18 protein-coding genes are annotated in these 22,705 nt (G+C 36.0%); 10 read left to right on the top strand and 8 right to left on the bottom strand.

The features are described 5' to 3' along the window. Nucleotides 1–12: 12 nt before the first annotated feature. Nucleotides 13–1,395: a cell division protein FtsA gene (gene ftsA, locus ACLHDG_RS10680; protein WP_415406221.1), complete on the bottom strand. Its 1,383-nt coding sequence runs from the start codon at nt 1,393–1,395 to the stop codon at nt 13–15. Next, nucleotides 1,392–2,867, bottom strand: coding sequence for a peptidylprolyl isomerase (locus ACLHDG_RS10675; protein ID WP_415406220.1), 1,476 nt, complete (start codon nt 2,865–2,867; stop codon nt 1,392–1,394). The genes ftsA and ACLHDG_RS10675 overlap by 4 nt, the downstream gene beginning before the upstream one ends. 87 nt (nt 2,868–2,954) lie before the next feature. Here ACLHDG_RS10675 and ACLHDG_RS10670 point away from each other — a divergent pair, with 87 nt between their 5' ends. Beyond that, nucleotides 2,955–4,262, top strand: a complete 1,308-nt coding sequence (locus ACLHDG_RS10670; protein ID WP_415406219.1) for an adenosylmethionine--8-amino-7-oxononanoate transaminase — start codon at nt 2,955–2,957, stop codon at nt 4,260–4,262. A gap of 30 nt (nt 4,263–4,292) precedes the next feature. Here the strand turns inward: ACLHDG_RS10670 and ACLHDG_RS10665 are convergent, their stop codons facing one another. Continuing rightward, complete coding sequence (locus tag ACLHDG_RS10665; protein ID WP_415406218.1) at nt 4,293–5,498, bottom strand: tetratricopeptide repeat protein; 1,206 nt, start codon at nt 5,496–5,498, stop codon at nt 4,293–4,295. A 119-nt stretch (nt 5,499–5,617) separates the two neighbouring features. Here ACLHDG_RS10665 and ACLHDG_RS10660 point away from each other — a divergent pair, with 119 nt between their 5' ends. Beyond that, a complete protein-coding gene (locus ACLHDG_RS10660) occupies nt 5,618–6,079 on the top strand; it encodes a hypothetical protein (protein WP_415406217.1) in 462 nt (153 codons plus the stop codon). 297 nt (nt 6,080–6,376) lie between these two features. Here the strand turns inward: ACLHDG_RS10660 and ACLHDG_RS10655 are convergent, their stop codons facing one another. The 3 genes from ACLHDG_RS10655 to ACLHDG_RS10645 all read right to left on the bottom strand — a co-directional run bounded on the left by ACLHDG_RS10655 (nt 6,377) and on the right by ACLHDG_RS10645 (nt 7,903). Continuing rightward, nucleotides 6,377–6,991 (bottom strand): transposase, encoded by a 615-nt coding sequence (locus ACLHDG_RS10655; RefSeq protein ID WP_415406216.1) that lies wholly within the window; start codon nt 6,989–6,991, stop codon nt 6,377–6,379. Between the two features lie 175 nt (nt 6,992–7,166). Next, entirely contained in the window at nt 7,167–7,532 is a 366-nt protein-coding gene (locus tag ACLHDG_RS10650; protein WP_415406215.1) for a hypothetical protein, read from the bottom strand. Further along, nucleotides 7,529–7,903 carry a hypothetical protein gene (locus ACLHDG_RS10645; protein WP_415406214.1) on the bottom strand — a complete coding sequence of 125 codons (375 nt, stop codon included), beginning with the start codon at nt 7,901–7,903 and terminating at the stop codon, nt 7,529–7,531. The genes ACLHDG_RS10650 and ACLHDG_RS10645 overlap by 4 nt, the downstream gene beginning before the upstream one ends. A 132-nt stretch (nt 7,904–8,035) precedes the next feature. Here ACLHDG_RS10645 and ACLHDG_RS10640 point away from each other — a divergent pair. Continuing rightward, nucleotides 8,036–9,138, top strand: a protein-coding gene (locus tag ACLHDG_RS10640) for an IS3 family transposase (protein WP_415405754.1) whose coding sequence is annotated in 2 segments (ribosomal slippage) — nt 8,036–8,297 and nt 8,297–9,138 — 1,104 coding nt in all. Because the reading frame shifts where the segments join, the coding sequence is not laid out codon by codon here. A 2,916-nt stretch (nt 9,139–12,054) separates the two neighbouring features. Here the strand turns inward: ACLHDG_RS10640 and ACLHDG_RS10635 are convergent. Further along, nucleotides 12,055–12,627, bottom strand: a complete 573-nt coding sequence (locus tag ACLHDG_RS10635; protein WP_415406213.1) for a class II aldolase and adducin N-terminal domain-containing protein — start codon at nt 12,625–12,627, stop codon at nt 12,055–12,057. A gap of 77 nt (nt 12,628–12,704) precedes the next feature. On the opposite strand from ACLHDG_RS10635, the gene rsmH reads away from it, so the two are divergent. From rsmH to ACLHDG_RS10620, 3 genes are read left to right on the top strand one after another with little or no spacing between them, the layout of a single operon-like run. Beyond that, a complete protein-coding gene (rsmH, locus tag ACLHDG_RS10630; RefSeq protein WP_415406212.1) occupies nt 12,705–13,631 on the top strand; it encodes a 16S rRNA (cytosine(1402)-N(4))-methyltransferase RsmH in 927 nt (308 codons plus the stop codon). Then, a complete protein-coding gene (locus ACLHDG_RS10625) occupies nt 13,621–13,890 on the top strand; it encodes a hypothetical protein (protein ID WP_415406211.1) in 270 nt (89 codons plus the stop codon). The genes rsmH and ACLHDG_RS10625 overlap by 11 nt, the downstream gene beginning before the upstream one ends. A 6-nt stretch (nt 13,891–13,896) precedes the next feature. Continuing rightward, nucleotides 13,897–17,031, top strand: a complete 3,135-nt coding sequence (locus ACLHDG_RS10620) for an efflux RND transporter permease subunit (protein ID WP_415406210.1) — start codon at nt 13,897–13,899, stop codon at nt 17,029–17,031. A gap of 59 nt (nt 17,032–17,090) precedes the next feature. On the opposite strand, the gene ACLHDG_RS10615 is transcribed toward ACLHDG_RS10620, so the two are convergent. Further along, nucleotides 17,091–17,918, bottom strand: coding sequence for a hypothetical protein (locus ACLHDG_RS10615; protein WP_415406209.1), 828 nt, complete (start codon nt 17,916–17,918; stop codon nt 17,091–17,093). A gap of 167 nt (nt 17,919–18,085) precedes the next feature. On the opposite strand from ACLHDG_RS10615, the gene ACLHDG_RS10610 reads away from it, so the two are divergent. From ACLHDG_RS10610 to ACLHDG_RS10595, 4 genes are all read left to right on the top strand, one after another. Beyond that, nucleotides 18,086–19,975: a TonB-dependent receptor plug domain-containing protein gene (locus ACLHDG_RS10610; protein WP_415406208.1), complete on the top strand. Its 1,890-nt coding sequence runs from the start codon at nt 18,086–18,088 to the stop codon at nt 19,973–19,975. Further along, complete coding sequence (locus ACLHDG_RS10605) at nt 19,972–20,427, top strand: hypothetical protein (RefSeq protein WP_415406207.1); 456 nt, start codon at nt 19,972–19,974, stop codon at nt 20,425–20,427. The genes ACLHDG_RS10610 and ACLHDG_RS10605 overlap by 4 nt, the downstream gene beginning before the upstream one ends. Then, nucleotides 20,424–22,310 (top strand): EAL domain-containing protein, encoded by a 1,887-nt coding sequence (locus ACLHDG_RS10600; protein WP_415406206.1) that lies wholly within the window; start codon nt 20,424–20,426, stop codon nt 22,308–22,310. The genes ACLHDG_RS10605 and ACLHDG_RS10600 overlap by 4 nt, the downstream gene beginning before the upstream one ends. Before the next feature lie 92 nt (nt 22,311–22,402). Next, nucleotides 22,403–22,702: a DUF2018 family protein gene (locus ACLHDG_RS10595; protein ID WP_415406205.1), complete on the top strand. Its 300-nt coding sequence runs from the start codon at nt 22,403–22,405 to the stop codon at nt 22,700–22,702. The last annotated feature ends 3 nt before the right edge of the window (nt 22,703–22,705 follow it).

Here is a 22,705-nt window from a genome sequence, read left to right as displayed (position 1 = left end):
TACGTTTCCTATTTAAAAAAGTTGTCTTGCCCAGTTGGCTAACTTTTTTAATGGGTTACTGTTTTCACTCCCGATATCTGGTAGATCATCAAAAATGATCGATTCAGAATCTCCAGATGTACCTTTTTGTTTCTTTTCTAGGTTTGGCTCTCTACTCTCTGCTACTTCTTTGACAGTATTTCCTAGCTTAATATCACCAAGATTATCTTCATATCCGATTTTAGAATGTAATAATTCTTGTTGGAAATTGATTTCGTACTGTGTGTGTTCACCTGCCTTATAAAGTAGTAAACCTATGACTGTTGAATATGCAGGGTCTTTAAGTTCATCAAACAGCCCATCAATATCACTTGGTTTACCAATACGTACAGGCATAGCAGGGAAAATAGATTGTGCCAATTCCCTGATACCTTTAAGTTTTGTCATCCCCCCGGTAAGGATGATACCAGCACCTATCTGCTCTTTGAGTGCAGATTTCTCAAGAGATTTTGCCAATATCATCAATGCTTCTTCAACACGGGCGAAGATCACACTATGGACTATCTCCAATGAAACATTATTGCGATTCTCTTCGTCTCCTATAATAGGAAGTTCTATGATCTCATTACTGGTCTCTATGAGGTTACCATGACGTATTTTTACATTTTCCGCAATTTGCAGCGGTGTGTGCAGTGCCATAGAGAGGTCATTGGTGATGTGGTTTGAACCTACACCCAGGAAGTCATTATATCTGATAGAGTTTCCTGTGTGTATGACAAGATTACTTGTCTGTCCACCCAGGTCAATGACTGCAACACCAAGTTCTTTTTCATCTTCATCCATGGTTGCGATAGCAGAAGCATACCCGCTAAGCACAATACCATCTATCTCAACACCTGCAGAGCGAACAGCTTTTTTAAGATTTAAAAGATTTGATTTTTGTGTCATGATGATATTGACATCTACTTCCATACGACTGGCATTCATACCAAATGGATCTTCTATAAAATCCTGATCATCTACTCTGAAGTTGTATGGCAATACATGTACTACTTCATATTCGTTTGGTACATTCGCATTATAGAGCGCTGTTTGCATGACACGATTGATCTCTTTAATAGAGATGTCTTTATGTGGTATATTGACAACACCTGTAGAATTCAGACTTTTTGCATATGCGTTGGAGATAGAAACCGTAGCAGAAGTCATATTGCTTCCGGCGATACGTTTTGCATCGTTGATAGCTTTTTTAATAGCTTTAGATGCAAGTTCGATATTGGTAATGGCACCTTTTTTAATCCCTTGGGATTTAGCAATACCATGACCTTGTATTTGGACTTTGCCTTCTTTAATTTCAGCTATGATTGCACATATTTTAGTTGAACCGATATCTATAGCTAAAATTGTATCACTCAATTTATAAGTCCTTCCATATAAACTTCTGTAGGATATTTGGTATCTAACATCTTTATGAGGTTAGTTTCAAATGTTCTCTTTTTCATCTGATTGACATTATCTTTTACAAAATTTGTCTTGTTGGCGTCCATCCCCAGAAGTTTTTGTTCCATAATATTGTAAACTACTATTTTATTCGATATGCTAATAATACCCTTTTCTTTTGAAGATGTAAAGAGTTTTTGTAAAAATTGTAAACTTTCTTGTGAATTTAGTGATTTTAGGTTGTCACGATTCTCTAAAGTAATGAAATCAGAAACTGTTGCATTACTCTCATCCAAGTTTTCAAGTGTTGACTCAGCAAGTGTCAAAAGGGCTTCTTTTTTTGCTTCTACAGTATAGGTTTCTGTCACTTTTTCTTTTGCTTCTTCAAAGCTCATTACCTTAGGTTCTTCAATGCTGTTGATCTTTACTGTAGCATATTGGTCTCCAACAACTTTAGGTTTAAGAATGTTGCCTATGCTCTTTTGTCCGATTTCATCCCAAAGTTCTTTTGTCAGTTTAAGATCACCCACTGGAAGCGTAGTGTTTTCAGAACTTTCAAGCTTGCCTTTTTTAAATGCGATATAACTTTTTTGTGCAGCTTTTTTTGTTTTTTTAAGTTTTAAATCTCTACTAGCTTTCTCTTTAGCTGCATCAAAAAGAAGTTGTTTCCCGTTTGCATCAGTATAGTTAAAAGTGTTTGCTTCATAAAAAGTTTTTAATTCTTCATCGGTGATCACTGTGTCACTGGTTTGTGTCCATACAATAGAGAGTGCATATGTTTTATTTGTCATAAAGTTTTCTTTTTGTGTCTCCCAGTATGCTTTAACTTTAGCTTCGTCTGCTGTGAAAGTGACATCTGAAGCTGTCAACACTTTGTAAGTAAGTTTGTCAGCGGTATTCATTGCTGCAGAGACAGTCTCTTCTTCAAGTGGTAAACTTTCAGTTTGAAGTAATGCAAGTGTTTTGTTTATGATGAGATCATCTCTTAGTGTTGCCTCAAAAACTTTTGCTTTGAGTCTTTGGCTTCTAAGATAACCCTTATAGATCTCTTTATTGAACAGACCGTCTTTTTGGAAGCCTTTGATCTCTTCAAGCATCTTTGCCACTTCTTCATCTGAAACAATGATACCAACATCCTGAGCAAAATTAAGTATTTTTGCTTGTGTTGCCAGTGTCGAAAATGCTTGTTTGATCAGTCCCATCTCTTTTGCTTTTTTGTCATCAAGTTTACCTTGTAACATTTCATTATATTGATTATATATATTGCTGTAAACCATATTGAGTTTAGATTGTGTAATTTCAATATTACCTACTTTGGCAACATTACCTGCTTTGGAACCAAAACTATAGCTTCCCCAACCTACAAAACCTGCACCTATAAATGCGATGGTTGCTACCCAGATAGTCCATACGAGGTATTTATTGTGTTTTTGCATCCAACTAATCATACTTCTCTTACCTTTAATCTAAAAATTTGTACAATATTTTACCTAAATAAACTTATCGTAGTAATTGTATTGGAGTATAAAAACAGAATGGTTGATAAAAACAGTAAAATGATGCAGCGTGACCTGGAAGTCATATGGCATCCCTGCACACAAATGAAAGATCATGAGACACTGCCACTTGTGCCTATTAAGTCAGGAAAAGGTGTTTATCTTTATGACTTTGAAGGCAATAGTTATATTGATGCGGTGAGCTCTTGGTGGGTCAATCTTTTTGGACATTCCAATACAACAATAAACAACAAAATAAAAGCACAGCTTGACACACTTGAACATGTACTCTTAGCAGGATTTACGCATGAACCAGCAGTAGAGTTGGCACATAAACTTGTCAATATCACACCTCAGGCGTTAGCAAAAGTATTTTATGTTGACAATGGGTCAAGTGCTGTAGAAGCGGCATTGAAGATGAGTTACCATTATCATCTTAACCGAGGAAAGCGTAAACCTTTGTTTCTCTCTTTGACAAACTCTTATCATGGTGAGACCATAGGGGCACTCTCTGTGGGAGATGTCGCACTTTATAAAGAGACCTACGAACCACTGCTTATAGCAAATATGCAAGTTCCTGTCCCTAAAGATCAGAGTGAAGCATCAGCAAGTGAGGCAGTAGCAGCTTTAGAAAAAGTATTACAGGAAAAGGCCCATGAGATAGCGGCATTGATACTGGAACCTCTTATACAGGGAGCTGGGGGGATGCATATGTATCATCCCAGTTATTTAGTAGGGGCAAGAGAGTTGACAAAAAAGTATGATGTACACCTCATAGCAGATGAGATCATGACCGGGTTTGGACGTACGGGAAAAATGTTTGCCTGTGAGCATGCAGATATCTCACCAGATTTCATGACACTGTCTAAAGGGCTTACCGGTGGCTATTTACCACTTTCTGTTGTGATGACAACAGATGAAGTTTACAATGCCTTTTACTGTGACTATAATGAACATAAAGCTTTTTTACATTCTCATAGTTATACAGGAAACCCTTTGGCTTGTTCTGCTGCTTTGGCTACTTTAGAGATATTTGAGCAAAATGATATACTGGGTGAGAATGAAAAGAAACGTGTTTACATTAAAGAGAAGCTGGAAAAGTTCACAGACCTTTCTAATGTAAAAGAGATCAGACAGCAAGGTATGGTCGCTGCAGTTGAACTTAAAGGGTATGAACCTCGGGAACGTATAGGTTTACGTATCTATGAATATGCTTTAAGTCAAGGGGTTTTACTTCGACCACTTGGGCATATTATCTACTTTATGCCCCCATACACCATCACTTATGAAGAGATAGATAAGATGCTGGAGGTTGCGTATGAAGGGATTAAAGAAATTAGAAATTAGGAAGGATAGAAGCACTGTCTTACAGTGTTTCTATTTTTTGAAAGTAGAAAATAAACCACTATTTTGTTTTTTTATTCTTTCGTAGTGACTTATTGCTCTTTTGATACCTAAGTCCATGGCATCCTTGTAAAGAGCTTCAGCTTTTTTCTTATCTTTGTCGATACCGATACCATTTTCATAAAATTGTGCTAAGTCACAGATTGCTTCGGGATAGTCATCGTCCATGGCTAAACGGTTGATAAGTGTAAAAGATTCAGGAAGCTTTTTTTGAAGTATTTTGCCTGCGTAAAGTGCTCTGGCTAACATAAACTGTGCGAATTTGGATTTTGTTGCACCGGAAATAAGAAGTAACTGTGCTGCTTCTGCCAGGCTGTTTTCTTCAGTCAATTTTGTAATATACTTGATTATCTCTTCTACTTCATCATTCGTATAACCATCATTACTTATTTGCAATAACCATGCATTGACTGAGGAGAAGCTTTCATCACTTTCCTGTACAGGTGGGTATTGAGTATGCATATTTTTAAATTTTTGATCTATGTATGGGATGGCTCTGTATTGAGAAGGTATGTTTTCCTCAGATGGAATTGTGCTAGGTTCTTCTTGAGTTGTTTCTTCTTCATATGCAACTTTTTCTTTTTGTACCTTTTGAATAACAGGTGGCTCTTCTATGTCAAAAAAAGTATCTTTAGGTATGAAAGATGTATCTATATGGCTCTCTTTTGTATTTTCGGTGTCTTGTTCCGGTAGATCAAAAAAAGTATCTTTTGGCATATGGCTGATATCAAGCTCTATATTGCCAGTTAGTATATCATCAGTTTTGATATTGAGTAGTGCATCAAAATCAATAGTCTCCTGTTCTTGTTTTGGAACATCTTCTGATGTCAATGTACTAAAATCAAATAATTCTTTTTCTTTTTCTTTTTCTTTTTTCTTCTCAGGAGTTGTGACAAAAAGGTCAAACTCTTTAATGATAGCTCTGTCTTTTTCTGTTCTAATTTGTTTCTCTTTTTGAAAACTTCTTTGAAGTACCTCATCCATAGGTGTTTCTATATAGGTAGTAATAAGTGCTTGTGTCTGTGCATAGTTCTCTGCTTGAAGTCCTGCGATAATCTCTTGGATTTTTGCATCTGTTTTAAGGGGGCTAAGTTTCAAAATTTGAAGTTGTATTGTCTCCATATCTGTAATTGAGATGGCGAGTTTAATAATTTTTAAACGTTTTTTTGTCTGATTCATACACTTGTCCAATGTGAGGTGTTTTATTTGTAGAGTATAACAAAACTATGCTTTACTACACTGTTGACACATGATTAACAGTTATATTTCATTATAATATATATTGTAAGGGAGAGATGATGAAAGTGTTTATGATTATATTGCTTGTTATGTTAGAACTTAGTGCTATGAGTCCAAATGAGATTGTTGGTAAGTGGCAAGCTGTAACTCATTCGACAAACAATGGTACTGCAACTACAGAAAAGGAATACCTGTACCTAAATGCAGACCACACCTTTTCTATTGTCATACTTGTAAGTCTTCAAAAAGATGATGCTTTTATCAAAGATCTACGGGTAGAAGGTTCCGGTATCTGGAAGACACGAGATAACACACTTGTAGTGGTAGTAAAAAAGATTGAAGTCCCTGCTGCCAAAGAGGTCTATCTTATCTCTCAGCAATCTCTGGAAAATCTTGCAGGAAACTTTCAAAACAGGTTTAAAAATGAACCTATACGTATTAGTATTATAAAAAGTATAGATAAAAATAATTTGACTACGGTCAATGAAAAACTAAAAGAGACTCATTATATACGTCAATAATTATTAGAAGATTAACTAAAGATTCGCAGACAAAGCCAACAACCTGCAAGAGTTCTCCAAAATAGAAACTTTCTTTGCAATCTCAGTGATGTTTCTGTCGTAAGAGGTAAGTCCAAAATTTAGGTGTTAGGTGATAATGACAACTCACTCTCTACCCCTCCTAATCACTCCATAATATAGCCGGTTGTGGTATACCCAATACTTTAGTAATCATATGCTGAGAATATCCTTGCTCATATGCTTTGAGTATTTGAGTGTTTCTCTCTTTTATATCTTTCACTTTCAATAACATCTTCTTTAATTTTTTCTCATCAGGCTTTTATCTATATTTGGTGCTTCTACTAAACTTGATGCCTTTTTAAGTTCTTGTAGTACAGATGTGTCTACATCACTATGCAACATTACTTTGATGGTTTCATTATCACTCTCATGATTTTGTACTATCCATGCGTGTTTTAGGCACTCTGGTGTTTCTTTGGCTAAGAAGTAATGGTATGAACTGTAAGGGTACTCCTCTAATGCTTTTACCATATTGGCTTTAAGTGGGTTTTGTTCTATGTAGAGCATGAGAGTATAAAGGTAGGCTTCATCTGTTGCATACCAAGATTTAAAGCGTCCTTGCCACAAATGTCCTGAACGTCCATACTTTTTATTAAAGTAGATGGCATAGTTAGAATTGAGTTGTTTCATAAACTTAGAGAGGTTTTCTTGATGTATCTCTAGTAGTAGATGATAATGGTTACTCATCAGACAATAATTATGTAATGTGATACTATAACTCTTAGCATAAAAGCACATCAGCTCCTCAAAGTATTCATAATCATCAGGCTCTTTAAAAACAATTCTTTGTTCTACTCCTCTGTTAATGACATGGTAATACCCTGCTATCTCTATGCGTGGACGTCTTGGCATGAGGACTCCTGTGTGTTGGGATATTGGAGTATAGTATAGGAAGGATTAGATTATCACCTGACCCCTATATCCAATTATTTTCATAATGGATAACATCCTCCGCAATGTAATGTATAATAAGCTTTTAATCCCTGCAAATGTCTTTCTAAATAAGAAATAATAGGGGCAAAGGAAATTAATTTTCTGAAGATAAATTAAAAAATTTCACTCTATTATTTGCTTTATCAACTTTAAATTCAAAATTACCCCAAACTAATCTACTTTCTTGGCTTTTTAAGTTATCTAAAAAAATTTCTTCATCCTTTTCTAAATATTTAAAACTACCATTAAGTTTATTGGTGTCAATATTATGAGTTTCTACTATTTTGTATGCTGAATCTGGGAGAATATCAGGTATCCAACCTCTTTGAATAGCAGTATTTTCCAAGACCTCTTCTTTATTTAAATAATTATTAGTCTGGCTATCCATATTTTTAAGTAAGAATAACAAAAAGGTTAAAAAAATAAATATTAGACTAATCAATATAACTAATTTTTTCATTGTTCTACCCACTCAGGCATCCAATTTAATTTAAATTGTTCGCAAGTTTTAACACAATTTCCACCTTTTTGACCTTGTTGATTAGCAGCTTCATCAGATGCACAATCTTCAGGTGTATCCCCTAAATATCCTTGATACCATTCCCTAAAGTCACTTATACCTTGAGCTACCTTTTTACCCTCTAAACCTAAATTAGTTGCGCGGCAGTTTGCTAAACAGTGAAAATATTTATCAATTCCTATTGTATCAGCTTTTTTCATTTCTTGATATGTTCTCCACATTTCATACCTTGCCTTAGAACGTTCAATTTGCTCTTTAGTACGATTATCAACATTTGCAGGATAAAGTCCTTCAGCATCCCAAAACCCCACCGGATCCCCAAGCACATACCCATAAAGATTAGAGTCTCCACCTTGGAAACCTATCGGATCCTTCTGTAAGCCTCCCCAAAAACCGTACCACCTAAAACAGAATAATTCTGATAAAATAAATCAGGAGAGTTCATGCGAAAGAGTAAGTTCACAGAGAGACAGATTGTTGGTATCCTAAAAGATATAGAAGACGGGGCACCCGTAGTTGAAACACTAAGAGAAAAAGGTGTAAGTAAAGACACTTATTACAAATGGAAGCGTAAATATAGTGGTCTAGAGAGTGGTGATGTCAAAAAGCTCCGTGATCTGGAAAAAGAGAATGCCAAGCTCAAAAAGATGTATGCAGAGATGGCACTGATGAATGAAGCTCTCAAGGATGTGATTGAAAAAAAGCTCTAAAGCCTGATGAGAAGCGAGATACAGTAAAGCATATCGTAATGCATTTTTCATTAAGTATCAATCAGGCTTGTACGATGTTGGAAATTAGCAAGTCAACTTATTATTATGTGAAGAAGCCTAAAGATGATAGCAAAGTAATTGAAGCTCTCAACAGCTTGGTAGATAAATACCCTAGAAACGGCTTCTGGCTACTTTTTAATAGACTTCGTAAGCAAGGCTATGTATGGAATCATAAACGTGTATATCGTGTTTATAAGGCTATGGGACTTAATATCCAGCGTCGTACAAAGAAACGATTACCTAAGCGTATTAAAAATCCTTTACAGGATCTCTATCATCCAAATGAACAATGGAGTATGGATTTTATGTCAGATACGCTCTTTGGAGGCAGAAGATACCGTATCCTCAATATCATGGATGAATTTAACCGTGAACTCATAGAGTTTGAAGTTGACACTTCATTGCCTTCAGCAAAGGTGATTGAAGCACTACGAAGAGCTGTAGATTTTAGAGGTAAGCCAAAGTCCATACGTGTAGACAATGGTCCAGAATTTATCTCTCACAAACTAGAGATATGGTGCTATATCCATTCTATAGAGTTAAAGTTTATACAGCCAGGCTGTCCTACGCAAAATTCAAGAGTTGAACGTTTTAACGGTTCTATGAGACGAGAGTTTTTTCATGCTTATCTATTTGATACATTGGATGAAGTAAGAGTAGCAGCCAAAGAGTGGATTGATGATTATAACTACAATAGACCACACAAGTTTTTAGGAAAGTTAAGTCCTGTTGAATATTTAGAAAAGTACAATTTAGAACAGAGTTATTCTGCTTAGACTGGTTTGATTTAAGGGGAGGCTTACACTTAGCCGTCCACTTCCCCGTATAAGCATCATAGTCCCTATAACCAAACCTAGTAAGTTTAGTATCAGAGTCATACAATCCACCCGCAAACCCAAACGGCACTTTAAAACTTGGATTGCTGTCAGATAATATATTACCAAATGTATCATAAGTTATTTCTTTGACGATATTATGACTTGTATCTGAAATAGCCCTCAAACTTCCTACTTGGTCATAGTGCAGATAATACTTTTGGTTGTTTTGTGTCATAGCTACAGGCATACGTTGGTCAGCATACTCAAATCTATGTTTGAGATTATCATTTGCATCATATGTTGCAAGTAAGGTTGTGAGATTTTCCCAAAGGTACTTTTCGGTGACTGTTCCATTAACAAGCTTTGCCACCCTCTGATTATTAGCATTATGCTTATATGTGATGGTTTTGTTTGGAGTTATAACCTCTTTCAATTCTCCAAGCGTTCCATAGCTGTATGTTGTCATCCCATTGGGTGTGCTCTTCTCTATGAGGTATCCATCTTCATCATATCTGTAACTGTTTTGTCCATAGACTTCTAGTTGGTCATCTAACGTATAAGATGCTGTAGTGGTTATGCCGTTTACAGTAGCTGTTGCTCTATTACCATTGGCATCATAACTGTACTGCTCTATAACCTTATTACTTCGTTTTACTTCTGTGAGTCTTCCTCTTGGGTCATAGGTATAGCGATAGATACTTCTTTTGCCTTTGAACCACTCTGTCTTTTTAAATATTTGAGCATTTACATTACGTCCCAGTCTGATATCCAGTAGTCCGTCACGTATCCATCGTAGTTCACCGTAGCGGTTTATCTTGGTTAGTTTGGTGTAGGTACCGTCTGATATAGTTACATTACGATCTTCTGCCGTTCTTGAGATATTGAAATCTCCTGAACGTATGAGTTGGTTATCTCTATTGTAAGTGTAGTCTATAGTAGTACCTGCATAACTAAAGGTATTGGGTAAGAAGTCGTTGTTATAGGTGTAGCTTAGTGTTTGATTGAGGATACCTTTTTGTATGATATTTGTCAGCAGTGTTCCATCATAGCTAAAGCTAAAGCTTTCACTTCCTTTGGTGATAGTACTTGGGGTGGTTTGGCAGTGGTAGGTGTAGTTGCTTGTACCCTCTGGTGTGGTGATACTTGTCACTCTGCCATCTGTATAGGTGGTATCTATGGTCTTTTGGCTAGGTCTGGTGATTTTGGTGACTCTTCTTTGTTTGTCGTAAGTATAGGTTGTAGACTTTTGCATCGGGCTTGTGTAGTCTGTAGGTCTGTTGACTCCATTGTAGCCAAAGGTATGATCTGCTGGGGTTGGGACAGTTCTGGTGGTGAGGTTGCCGTTTGCATCGTAGCTGAACTGTTCACTGCTTCCATCAGGGTAAGTTACCTGTATGAGTCTGTCTCTTAGGTCATAGAGGTAGTGGGTGGTCTCGCTTTTGGGGTTGGTGATTGTAGCCAGGTTACCTCTGCTGTCATAGCTGTATCGGTTCTCTCTTCTATCTGTCAGAGTTTTTATTACTCTGCCTTTTGTATCGTAGGTGTAGTAGGTCTTATGCAATCCGTAAGGTCTGACAAAGAGCGGGTAACGCATCTTCTCATCATACTTCACAAAGTGATTTCTCCCCTCAGGTGTAACGGTGAGTTTCTGCTGTACTTGATAGTTGGTTCTAAAGAGAGTACTTTTACCATTTTGTGTTACGGTATTCTCTACCTTATTGAGGTTGCCGTTCTTGTTATAAAAATAGTGTTTATTAAAACGCTTTGTTTGTGTCAGTCCGCTTGGGGTGGTGGTTGTGGTGGTTTGGAGTACTCTGTTTTGTGTCAAGGGGTCTTTGTAGAGTGTGCCATTTACTTCTTTGTATACTCGGGTGGTTTTTGTACCGCACAGTGTGGTACTGGCTGTAGTATCATCTATACTGTTTTCATAGAGGATACTCTCACCTGTTGGGAGTATCTTCTCTGTTTTTAGTATGCCGTTTTCTAAGAAGTGTTTTTTATAGGTGACCATATCTCCACTTGCTCTGGTCACTTGTGTGTTAGAGAGTGTGGACTCTGTAGTATTTCCAAAAAACCATTCACCTTGTTGAGCATCTATGACTTTAGTGACTTTCCCCTGTGCATCAAAGATATGGAAAAACTCGTTTCCGTTTGGCTCACGCTCTATGGTCATCAAGTGATCTTCATACTCAAAGCTGTAGGAGCTTGTATCTTCGTATTGGACTTCTAGTAGATCATTGTTACTATCTATGTTTAAATAGGTAGTTTGTCCGTGTGGGGCTGTGAGGGAAGTGAGTGTTCCGTTGCTGTCTCTGTTAAGTAAGATAGTTTGTTCAAATTTATCGGTGATGCTTTCTAGTAATCCTATACTATTGTAAGTAAAAGTAGTCTCTATCTCTTTAGTATAAATGTCTCTGGTATATATATGTTTACCCTCTGCATCAAAGAGAAATTCTGAGCTACTTGACTTAACAACTGTTAAACCATTTTCAACTGTTAGTTCAATTATCCACAGGCTTCCACTTCCTAGGTAGAGTCATCACCTGAGAGGGTAGCATGGTTAGAGAGACTCCATCCATGAGCTATAGTTATATCATTTAGGTTTGCACTAGAGTAATGTAAGCCAAAGTCCGCACCAGTTATTTCTATGTCCTCATGAAAGGTCCCGTCATTTGGGGAGACGTAGGAGCTTACTTGTTCATCTGAGAGAGCTATGTCTTTCTGTCTTAACCTTGCGATGAGTTTGACTTATATAGTTAATCAATCAACTCATGGTAACTAATATACCTTTACAATATCTGTGAAATGTTATATTTTTTGGGAAATATAAAAAATGCTGAGAAAAAAGGATTTATAGACTCGTTACGACACCAACTAAAGATTCGCAGACAAAGCCAACAACCTGCAAGAGTTCTCCAAAATAGAAATTTTCTTTGCCATTTCGGTGATGTCTCTGTCGTAAGAGATAAGTCCGAAGCCTTTGATGAGGAGAAGGTGGGTATCGTGTTTTTGGAAAAATTGAGGTATTTCGTATGGGGCACGTTCCATCCAGTCCTCTATGTTTTTTGGGTCATAGACGATGATCTCTCCTAAAACTTGTTTACCGTAATAGTCTTGAGGAGAAACTTTACCGTGTTTGAGTGAATATGCTGTTGCATAGGGTGGCATAGTGTAGCAAACATATTTGGCATTAGGGATGGTCTCATAGATATGTTCATGTATATGTACATCAGCATTTGCCATACTCCAGCGGTAGTCTCTTTTTTGACAATCAAGTCTGACAAGAGATTCTTTAGTCACTTCATCTAATATAGTATCTTTAGAATTGATGATAAATCCACTGGCAGATACTCTTGCAGAGATAGAACCATGGTAGACACCAAAGAAGTTTTTATTAAACAGTGAGAGTGAAACATGCTTGATGTCATCGATGAGATGTTTATCCATAAAAAGAGCCTTTTTCATCTAATTTAGGTATTATAGCATTGATAATTAAAATGTTTAAAAGTAAAAGAAGGAACAACGTGCAAACACCACATATACCTGTACTGCTAGATGAAGTATTGGAGAGTTTTTCTAATGTTGATGAAGGCTACTTTGTGGATTGTACTTTAGGGTATGCCGGACACAGTTCTGAAATATTAGCCAAGTTTCCACACCTTAAACATATAGGTATAGACAGAGATGATGAGGCTTTGGCATTTTCTAAAAAACGACTTGAGCCTTTTGAAGAACGAAGTACACTCTACAAAGGTACGTTTGCAACCGTACTTCCTACTTTAGAAGAAGCTCCTGTCATGGCATTATTGGCAGACTTTGGTGTCTCCTCTTTACAGCTTGACAAAAAAGAGCGTGGATTCTCTTTTACTTCTGAAACTTTAGACATGCGTATGGACGCTCACGCACATTTGAGTGCCTATGAAGTGGTCAACGAATATCCTAAAGAGAAGTTAGAATATATCTTTGATGCCTATGGTGAAGTACGTTCCTATCGTAAGTTGGCTGCAGCAGTTGTTGAAGCCAGGGCTAAAGCACCGATAGAGAGTGCTAAAGCTTTGAGTGAGATCGCTAAAGAAGTCATCCCTGCAGGAGGGAAGATACATCCTGCTACTTTAATGTTCCAAGCTATACGTATAGAAGTGAACAATGAACTTGGAGAGATAGAGGGTTTATTGGATGCCATAGAGGCTAAGCATTATAAAGGTGAAGTGGTTTCACTCATTACTTTTCACTCTTTGGAAGATCGTTTGGTCAAAAACCGTTTTAAGAAGTGGAGTACTGCCTGTATCTGTGATCCCCAGGCAATGCGTTGTACCTGTGGAAAAAATCATGCATTAGGGAAAGCCCTTTCTCGTAAACCCATTACTGCATCCAAAGAGGAACTTAAAATAAATCCTCGAAGCAGGTCTGCAAAATTACGAAGTTTCAGGTTCAATACTGATGGCAAGTAAAAAGAAAAAATCTGACCCTAACGGTATTACTTTTGGTATGATAAGTGTGATCTTTATGTCAGTGACCATTGTACTCATACTTGCGATGATCAAAATTTATTTGAGTAATCAAATCTATTATGAGAGTAAAAAAGTCAATAAAATGCAACAAGAAGTGGAAACACTTAAAGCAGAAAAAATAATACTGCAACAAAGTGTAGAAGCACTGAAGTTTAAAAATAGAGTGACAGATACTATCTTTGTCATTTATGAAGAGTAAAGAGTAATGATACGAAATTTTATTACATTTGCAGTAGATAAACCCATTATCAATCATATTTTAATGGTTTTCATGTTGCTTCTTTCTATTTTTGCGTACCGGGATATTCCAAAAGAGATCTTTCCGCCATCTTCACTTGACCAGATAAATATTACAGGTGGGTATCCTGGTGCATCTGCTGATGTCCTCGATAAGATGGCTGTAAAGAATATTGAAGATGATCTTAAAAGTATTTCTGAAGTGGAGAATATTGACACTGTCATTCAAAATGGATTTTTTTCCATCAAAGCAGATATTAAATCAGGCAGTGACAACCTCTTGGTGCTTGGGGATGTGAAAGATATTATTGCCAACACAAGACGGGATCTTCCTGCAGATATGGATGAACCCATTGCCAAGATCACGATACATGATTTTCCTCTACTGCTGATAGCCATATCCGGGGATGTACCTAAAAAAAAACTTCTTGATATTGCTGAAGATCTCAAAAGTAAGTTAAGTGCCTATAAAGATCTGAGTGGTATCACAATCAGGGGTGATGCTGATGATGAAGTGCTTATTAAGATAGATAATAAAAAATTGTTAGCATACGATCTATCAAAAGAGAGTGTATATAAAGCCATAAGCACACTCAGTTCCATCTTCCCCATAGGTACCATAGAGCAAAAAGGAAGACACCTTTACATTTCTACGCTAAATGGAGAAAAAAGTGTTAAAGCGTTGGAATCAGCGTTGATCACTGTTGCCGGTAAACGAATACGTTTGGGCGATATTGCAGAAGTGAGTTTTGGACTGAGTGAAAGTAATGAAATATCACATTTCAATGGAGTACAGAATATTTCTATCAATGTAAACAAAACTAAAGAAGGTAATGCGATCGCGCTTAGTAAAGAGATCAAAAATTTACTTAAAGAGGTGCAAAAAGAGTATAAAGATGTTGTCATTGAAGTTTATACCGACACTTCAGTTTGGATCAAAAATAGACTTAATCTTGTCTCTTCAAATATTCTCTTTGGTTTGATCCTGGTCTTTTTGGCGCTCTTCATGTCTGTAAATTATAAAATAGCGCTGGTTGTCGGCATAGGAATACCGGCAAGTTTTATGATCACCCTTATATCTGCAGATATGATAGGTTACAGTCTGAATATGCTGACACTTTTGGGAGCATTGATCGCACTGGGTATGTTGGTAGATGAAGCTATTGTTGTGGCAGAAAATATTTACAGGCATATGGAGATGGGTAAAACGCCACGTGAAGCTGCGATAGACGGTTCGATCGAAATGTTCCCTGCTGTACTTACGGCAACACTCACAACAGTATTTGCTTTTTTACCTCTTCTCATACTTTCTGGTGAAATGGGTATGTTCATGAAAGTCTTACCCGTGATGATCTCTATTTTACTGGTCTCTTCACTTTTTGAAGCATTCTATTTTTTACCGCTGCACTCCAAAGAGTTATTTTCTATGAAAGATACAAAAATAGATCATGACAGGAGTGATTTTTGGGTAAGACTTGATGTAAAGTATGAAAAGTTGTTGCAAACACTGTTAAAAAGAAAAAAGCGTTCTTTGTTTTTACTGGTAACATTTATTCTCTTATCCACTGCAGGTATGCTTAGCATAACGAAGTTTAAACTGTTTCCGGAATTTGATTCTACTCAAATATATTTGAGTGGCAAGATAGATGTAAATTCGAAACTTGAAGATACCGAAAAATATGTGACAGACTTAGAGAAGAAGCTTCTAGCTTACTACCGAAGTCAGGGAGACGGTAAAGGAGAAGTCTCTTCCATTACTTCCATCATCGGATTACTTTTCCATTCAGACCAGACATTTGAAACGGGTAACAATCTTTTTCATATTTTCATTAACTTGCATGAAAAAGCTCCGGAGAATTTTTTTGACACCTATTTGAATCCTATATTCTCTTTAGAGTATGACGGTGAAGACATGATAAGAGAGCAAAAAGCACAGGAAATTGCGAAAGCCACGCAAGAAGATGTTATAGAAGCATTTAAAAAGCTAAAATTACCCAATGGTGAAGATCTGTTTTCGGAGATCAATATTTTTGTTCCCCAAACAGGGATAGTAGGGCACGATATAGAGATAGGGTTAAATGTACTGGATGAAAAACAACAACTTCTTGCGATCAAAGAGCTTAAAAAAGCACTCTCCGGCATAGAGGGTGTTTTTGAAGTTACTGATAATGCAAAAGAGGGTGTACAGGAGTTGAAACTTCGAGTGAATGAATATGGTCAAATGTTGGGTTTCTCTGAAGCATATGTGACTTCTGTTCTAAAAGGTTCTTTTTTAACAGGTGAATATGGAAAAATGTTTGATGACAGAGGTTTGATACGTGTACGTATAGAAGATCCAAATAAAGATGTTGATCTTAATATAAGAGCAGTCAAACTTACTACCCCGGATGGGCAGTCGGTAGTAAGGTTGGATGAGGTGTGTGATTTCATTTATAAAAAAAGTTATGTCAAGATCTTTAAAGAAGACGGTGACAGAGTACGAACAGTCATCGCAAGGGTAGAGAGTAAAACCATCTTGGCAACAGAAGTGATGAAAAAGGTCAAACCTTTACTGGAAAAATTTGAAAAAGAAGGTATAAAAGTCATTATCAAGGGAGAAGAAAAAGAGAATAATCAGATGAAAAAAGAGATGTCTCAGGCTGCATTGATCGCAATCTTCCTGATCTTTATTTCTTTGGTGTGGATGTTTAACTCTTTGGTGCTGCCTCTTATCATTATATCAACTATCCCTCTTGCTATTGTCGGTGCACTTGTAGGTACTTACATTATGGGTATTAATCTAACCATGCCTGGGGTCATGGGTATGATAGGACTTGCAGGGGTTGTAGTAAATGATGGTTTGATCATGTTGAGTTTTATTAGAAACTCCAGAGATCAAAGTGAAATGATGGAGAAAGCAGGGCACAGACTCAGACCTATTTTATTGACCTCTGTCACTACGGTTTTAGGACTCTCAAGTATGATCTTCTTTGCAAGCGGACAAGCACTCATCATTCAACCTATGGCAATCTCATTAGGGTTCGGTATCGCATGGGCAACCGTACTTAACCTTTATTATGTACCCTTGATGTATTCGGTGATCTATAAGGTAGAGGAGAAGTAAAGAAAAACTTTAATGTATGAATCTTTACTAGGTGGATGAAATCCACTTATTATGTGTATTTAGGCTGTTAAATCCACTTTCTGATCTTCAAGTAAAATTGATAGATCCACATCATTTCCATGCTCTTTAAAGACTTGACAGATCCTGTCTAGATGAATGTCTGAACGTTCTAAGTAGGGGTGGTTGTCTATAAATTGCCACAATGTTTCTGGGTTTTGACAAAGTTCTTTAAGATAGTATCTGGTGATCATCCCCATTGGACCCTCTGTATCTTCTCCTGAAACTAAGAAATTTTCTTTTTTAATTACAAATGGGAATCTCATTCCATAATAATCTACGGCATCACCTATCTGTTCAAAGTAGACATTTTGTCTTTTTAAAATTCGTTGCAATGAACGTTCCATAATTGCAAAAATTTTAGAATAATGATAAAGAAAAAAATTGATTCTTGTTGCCGCCATCAATGCCATACTAAGATAAGTTCGTAATTGTAGGGTAGAAAAATTCTTATAGGTACTAAGATTAGTAGATAAAGCTAAACGAGAAACTTCGCAGATGGGTAAATCTTTTGTAAGATATTCAATACCTTCAACATGCCCATCTTTTTGCATAGGCATTTCCTGAATAGGGGTGGAAGAGTTAAGAAAAAAGACCCTTATGGTTCCAACAAAGGTTTGTGTAGGGTTATGGCGTAAAAGATAAATAAAAGATTGTTCATCATCCTTATTAAAAAGAAAGAGGTCTTCGTCTTCTATGGTTGCAAAGTTTTGGTATTTAGGCAATAAAATTTCTTTACGTATTTTTTTAACTGCTGAAATATCTTCTTTGGTTGTGGCAAGGATAAGTGTGTACTCTTGTGTTAAGAGATGCAAAGCTTCATTGAGCACTAAAAGTTCCTTGATTAAGTATATTAGAAAGTATAGAATTTTTTTCGTTATATTTTGCTAAAAGATATTTTTTTGACATTATTACTATATCATTATTGCTATATAAAGTAATATGCATATAAACCTAGGATATAATAAAATAGGAATTTTAGGGAATGGGATATAATATGGGATATTTTTTTGGACAAAAAATAATACAGAAGAGTTTAGTTTTTTTATGTTTGTTTTCTTCAGGTGTGATCTATGCACAGAATGTTGATAGTATTTTACAAGAGTATAATAAAAAAAATGATTTAAGTCAGAAAACAATTGATGAAAACAAAGGGCATTTGGTTCTTTTTACCAGAGAAAAACTGGAAAGAATGCATGCGAAAACACTAAAAGATGTTTTTAAAACGACACCGGTTATCTATTATCATGAAAATAGACAAGCCCTTCCAGATCCTTTGACCTCTGGAGCATTTGAACCTTATCGCAGTAATTTTATTCGTCTTTATGTGGATGGTGTAGAGATCACCCAGGGGTGGATGGGTAGTGGATTGATGCTTTATGGGGATGTTAATATTGATTTTGTAGATCATATAGAGTTTTATTATGCTGTCCCTTCTTTCGAAGCAGCTGTAGAACCTGCTTACCTTACTGTTTTTCTTTATTCGAAAGACCCTCAGCGAGATGGTGGAGGTAAATTAGACCTGACAGGAGGAAGCAGAGGATATAACTCCCAAAGTATAAGTTACGGAGAACAAACAGAAGATCTTTCTTATATGGTTAACTTGTCTCATACCAATGCCAAAAGAGAGACAATAGATAACGGAACCTCTACACCTTTAAGCAGAGATTTTGAGCGTACACAACTTTTTTCTTATATAAAAAAGGAAGATCAAATTTTTCATTTACAGGTAATGAAAAAAAATACAGATAGCCTTGCAGGAATGAGTTGGGATGCTACACCTTTAGTTTCACAAATGGATTATCTTAATGTCCATATGGATTATGGAATTGATTTCTCTGAGCATTGGCGTGCACAGGTTGCCTATGATTGGCTTAAAACAGATATGGCACAAGCAGATGAACTTCCTTTGCTTTGGAGAGATGCTTTAGGCTCAAACATCTTTAATGGAGAGTATAAAAACAGTACGTATAGTGCTGAATTGACCTATAAAGAAACAATAGGAAATAACCGTATCACAGCAGGGATAAAAGGAAGATATAAAGAGCTTGATTCATTTACAAGAGATGGACAGGATGCTTTGATCACACCTTTTACTACTGAAAAGATAGCTACGGCCTTCTTTCAGGATCAATATGCACTCAGTGAGCAACAACTTTTAACACTGGGGATATCATATAATCACATTTCACGAAATGGAGGGGTAGAAGATGATTCTCTTTTGCAACTGCGTTTAGGATATATTTATACCAGTGAGCACTGGAGTTATAAAGCTTATCTCTATCGTGCTCAATTTGCTTTAGAACCATTAGTACGCTATTTGGATCTTCCAAACTATGAAGATGTGGACCCACAAACTACAATAGCCATAACACAGGAATTGGCTTATAGTGAGGAAAATTATCGACTTAGACTTATGTTGCTTTTTATGCAAGATGAAGATGGACTGGTGCAAAATAATGGTGCAGGTGAGACAAAATATTTCTTTACAATTGTGAATTATGATTATGATTTTGATATGGATAATAAAGTAAACTTACAACTCTATTATGCACACTATCAAGATATTTTTGATTTGGATAAACTTGAAGATATGAGCGGCTATTTGAGTTTTACTAACAGTTATGAAAACTTTGATTTTTATAATGGTGTTGTTTATCATAGTAACAGTCTTGATAATTGGAAAAGCTATTTTGATCTGACGAGTTCTGTCTCATGGAATATTGATCAAGATCTTACTGTGACACTCAAAGGAGATAATCTTCTCAATAAAGCTAAAAAGACAAACCTGTTTAGAGTTGACCCTACAACTGGAAGTATGTTGGAACCTTTGCAAGTATCTCCGATAGACCAGCGTATCACCCTCGAGTTGGAGTATATATTTTGAGAAAGATCTTTATTCTCTTAATCCTTATGTATGGGCATCTCTATGCGTTGGAAAGGGAGAGTACACTTAAAATTTACCATCAGATATTTTCATCATTGGTAGCTAAACCGATGATAAATGTGTATACTGATGATAAAGAGTATAGAAAAGTGTTTGCAACTTCAAAAAGAATGGTTTTGTCTGGTTACCCTGAGAAATCAGATATTATTTTGATCACAAATAGAGCAACACTTTTTCAAATCATGAGAGAGCGGCAGTGGGCTGTTGCAAAGGATGAAAGACCTATTCTTTTTGTGACGGATTATCGTTTATTGAAGAACTCTTTTGACATAGTCGGTGCATTTTATTGGAAGAAAGGAAGATCCCAGTTATTGTTTATCAAAAATCGTTTGGATGCATATAATATTACCTTGCCAAATGAGTATAAAAATTTTATAGTTGATGAACTATGACACCAAAGCATACCAATAAACATATTTTTATTATTATGGGCCTGTTGGTTCTCTTTGCACTCTATCTGCAATACGCAGTCAATGAGAGTACTGAAAAACTTAAAACTCAGGAGATTCAAAAAGCTGAACGGTATGCGCAGAAGATAGGTGAATATATCCAGTTAAAAACAGTAGAAGAAGGAAAATTGAACCTGGATAAATACCCTATTATGAGGGATGAACTCAATGAGGTACTTCGTACATTTTTAACAGAAGAGTATCAGTATATTTTTCTACTGCGTAAAGATGACAAAGGACATTACCGTTTTTTACTTGACGGATCAATAGAAGATCCTGTAGAGTATAATACGATCTTCTTTCCAAAGAGTAGACTCTTTGATAGTGTGTATATGACTAAAGAACCGCAGATAATTGAACAGAAAGAAGGGGTTGAACATGTTTGGCTTTCCTTGCTTTATCCTATTGTAACTGATGGGAAAACACAGGCACTTTTAGTTTTGGATCTATCTGAAGTTTATGGTGAATATCTTAGTGACTTTAACTCTCCCATTGTGTATATTATAACGCTGATACAACTGTTTCTTTTAGGCAGTTTTTTCTTTTTGGTTTATTTTGCATATCAGTACCATAAGTTGAGAAAAAGTATATTGTATGATCCTGTGACCTCTATGTATACTAAAGTCTATCTGCAAGAGTTTTTTGATGTAGAACAAGTTGATAGATATAATGCAATGTTGATTGATATCGATGAGTTTAAACAGATCAATGAAAAGTATGGACATGAAGCTGGTGATACTGTTTTAAAACTGTTTAGCAAAGAGATGTTGACCCTCATGCCTAAAGAAGGACGAATTATACGTCTTTGGGGGAGTGAATTTCTTATTATTGTGGGAAAAGAGAATAGTAATTTAGAGGAATTGGCAAAAAAATTATTTACATCTTTAACAGAAAAACGTTATCTGATCGATAATGAGACCATCTCCTTAACACTCTCAATGAGTGCGATCGTGATTCCTGAAGAGAGTGAATCTATCCAGAATATTCAAAGATTTTTAGATGAAAAACTTCTTGAGATTAAAAGTAGAGGGAAAAATGCTTTAGGTATTATAGGTAAGATCTCTGGAGATGAGATAAAGTATAAAAACCTGGACTATATTAAAGAGGCTTTGGAAGAGGAGCGCCTAACATGTCTGTTTCAACCTATTTTTAACACAAAAACGCAAGAGGTCGTTAAATATGAAGCTTTAGTGAGATTGATCGATAAAGAGGATCCTCAAAAACTTATTTCTCCAGATTATTTTCTAGATATGATCAAAGGTACAACACAATATATCAAGATGAGTAAGTTGGTACTCAAAGAAGTGTTTCATGTTTTACATAAATATCCAGAGCTTGAGATATCTGTCAATATAGATCTTGATGATCTTTATAATGTAGATATGATGAAACTTATCACCAAACAGTTATATCGCCATAGGGGTCTTGCAAACAGGGTTACCTTTGAGATATTGGAAAATCATGAAATTAAAGATTATGATGAAGTTGCATTGATCTTTCAGCAGTTAAAGACGTTTGGCTCGAAAATTGCCATAGATGACTTTGGAAGCGGATATGCAAATTATGTCTATCTGATCAAGCTTGATATAGATATTTTGAAGATTGACGGAAGTATTATTCTGGAGTTGCTACATTCTCCGGAACGTACAAAAATAATGTTAAATTCTATTATTGATCTGGCTGAAATATACCAATATAGTGTAGTAGCTGAATTCGTTTCATCTAAAGAGATATATGATATGGTTTCTGAACTGGGTATAGAATACTCACAAGGATATTATTTGGGAGAACCAAAACCTTTAGATATAAAAGAACCCTCTGAATAACATTATGCACATTTAAAGCAAGATTTAACAAATATAAAGTTAGATATAATACTTTCTTTTATAGGAAATAATAAACAATTAGGAAATAAATAATGAGTACATATACTGATGAAGATGATGATTATGGTGATTATAGAGATGATTTCTGGGGACGTACCCCGCAGTCTTCTTACTTTGAAATAGCAAAAACAGCGAACCAAAATGTGGTAGAGAATGAACTTGAAGCCGTTTTTAGACGACTGGCAGTTGCAGAAAGAATGCTTGAGGAGCGAGGTCTTGATGATGCACTTGAACAAGAAATTTCAGCAACAATGATAGATCAGGATATTGATGGTAGAACAGCTACTGTTTTCATAGACCTTGTTGCAAGCATTGTTACCAAGTGTGAATAGGAA

This window comes from Sulfurovum iocasae (genome assembly GCF_047716765.1).
In the GTDB taxonomy this organism is placed as follows: domain Bacteria; phylum Campylobacterota; class Campylobacteria; order Campylobacterales; family Sulfurovaceae; genus Sulfurovum.
Note: the sequence above shows the minus strand (reverse complement) of the source record. Positions and strands in the feature narration are given on the sequence as shown.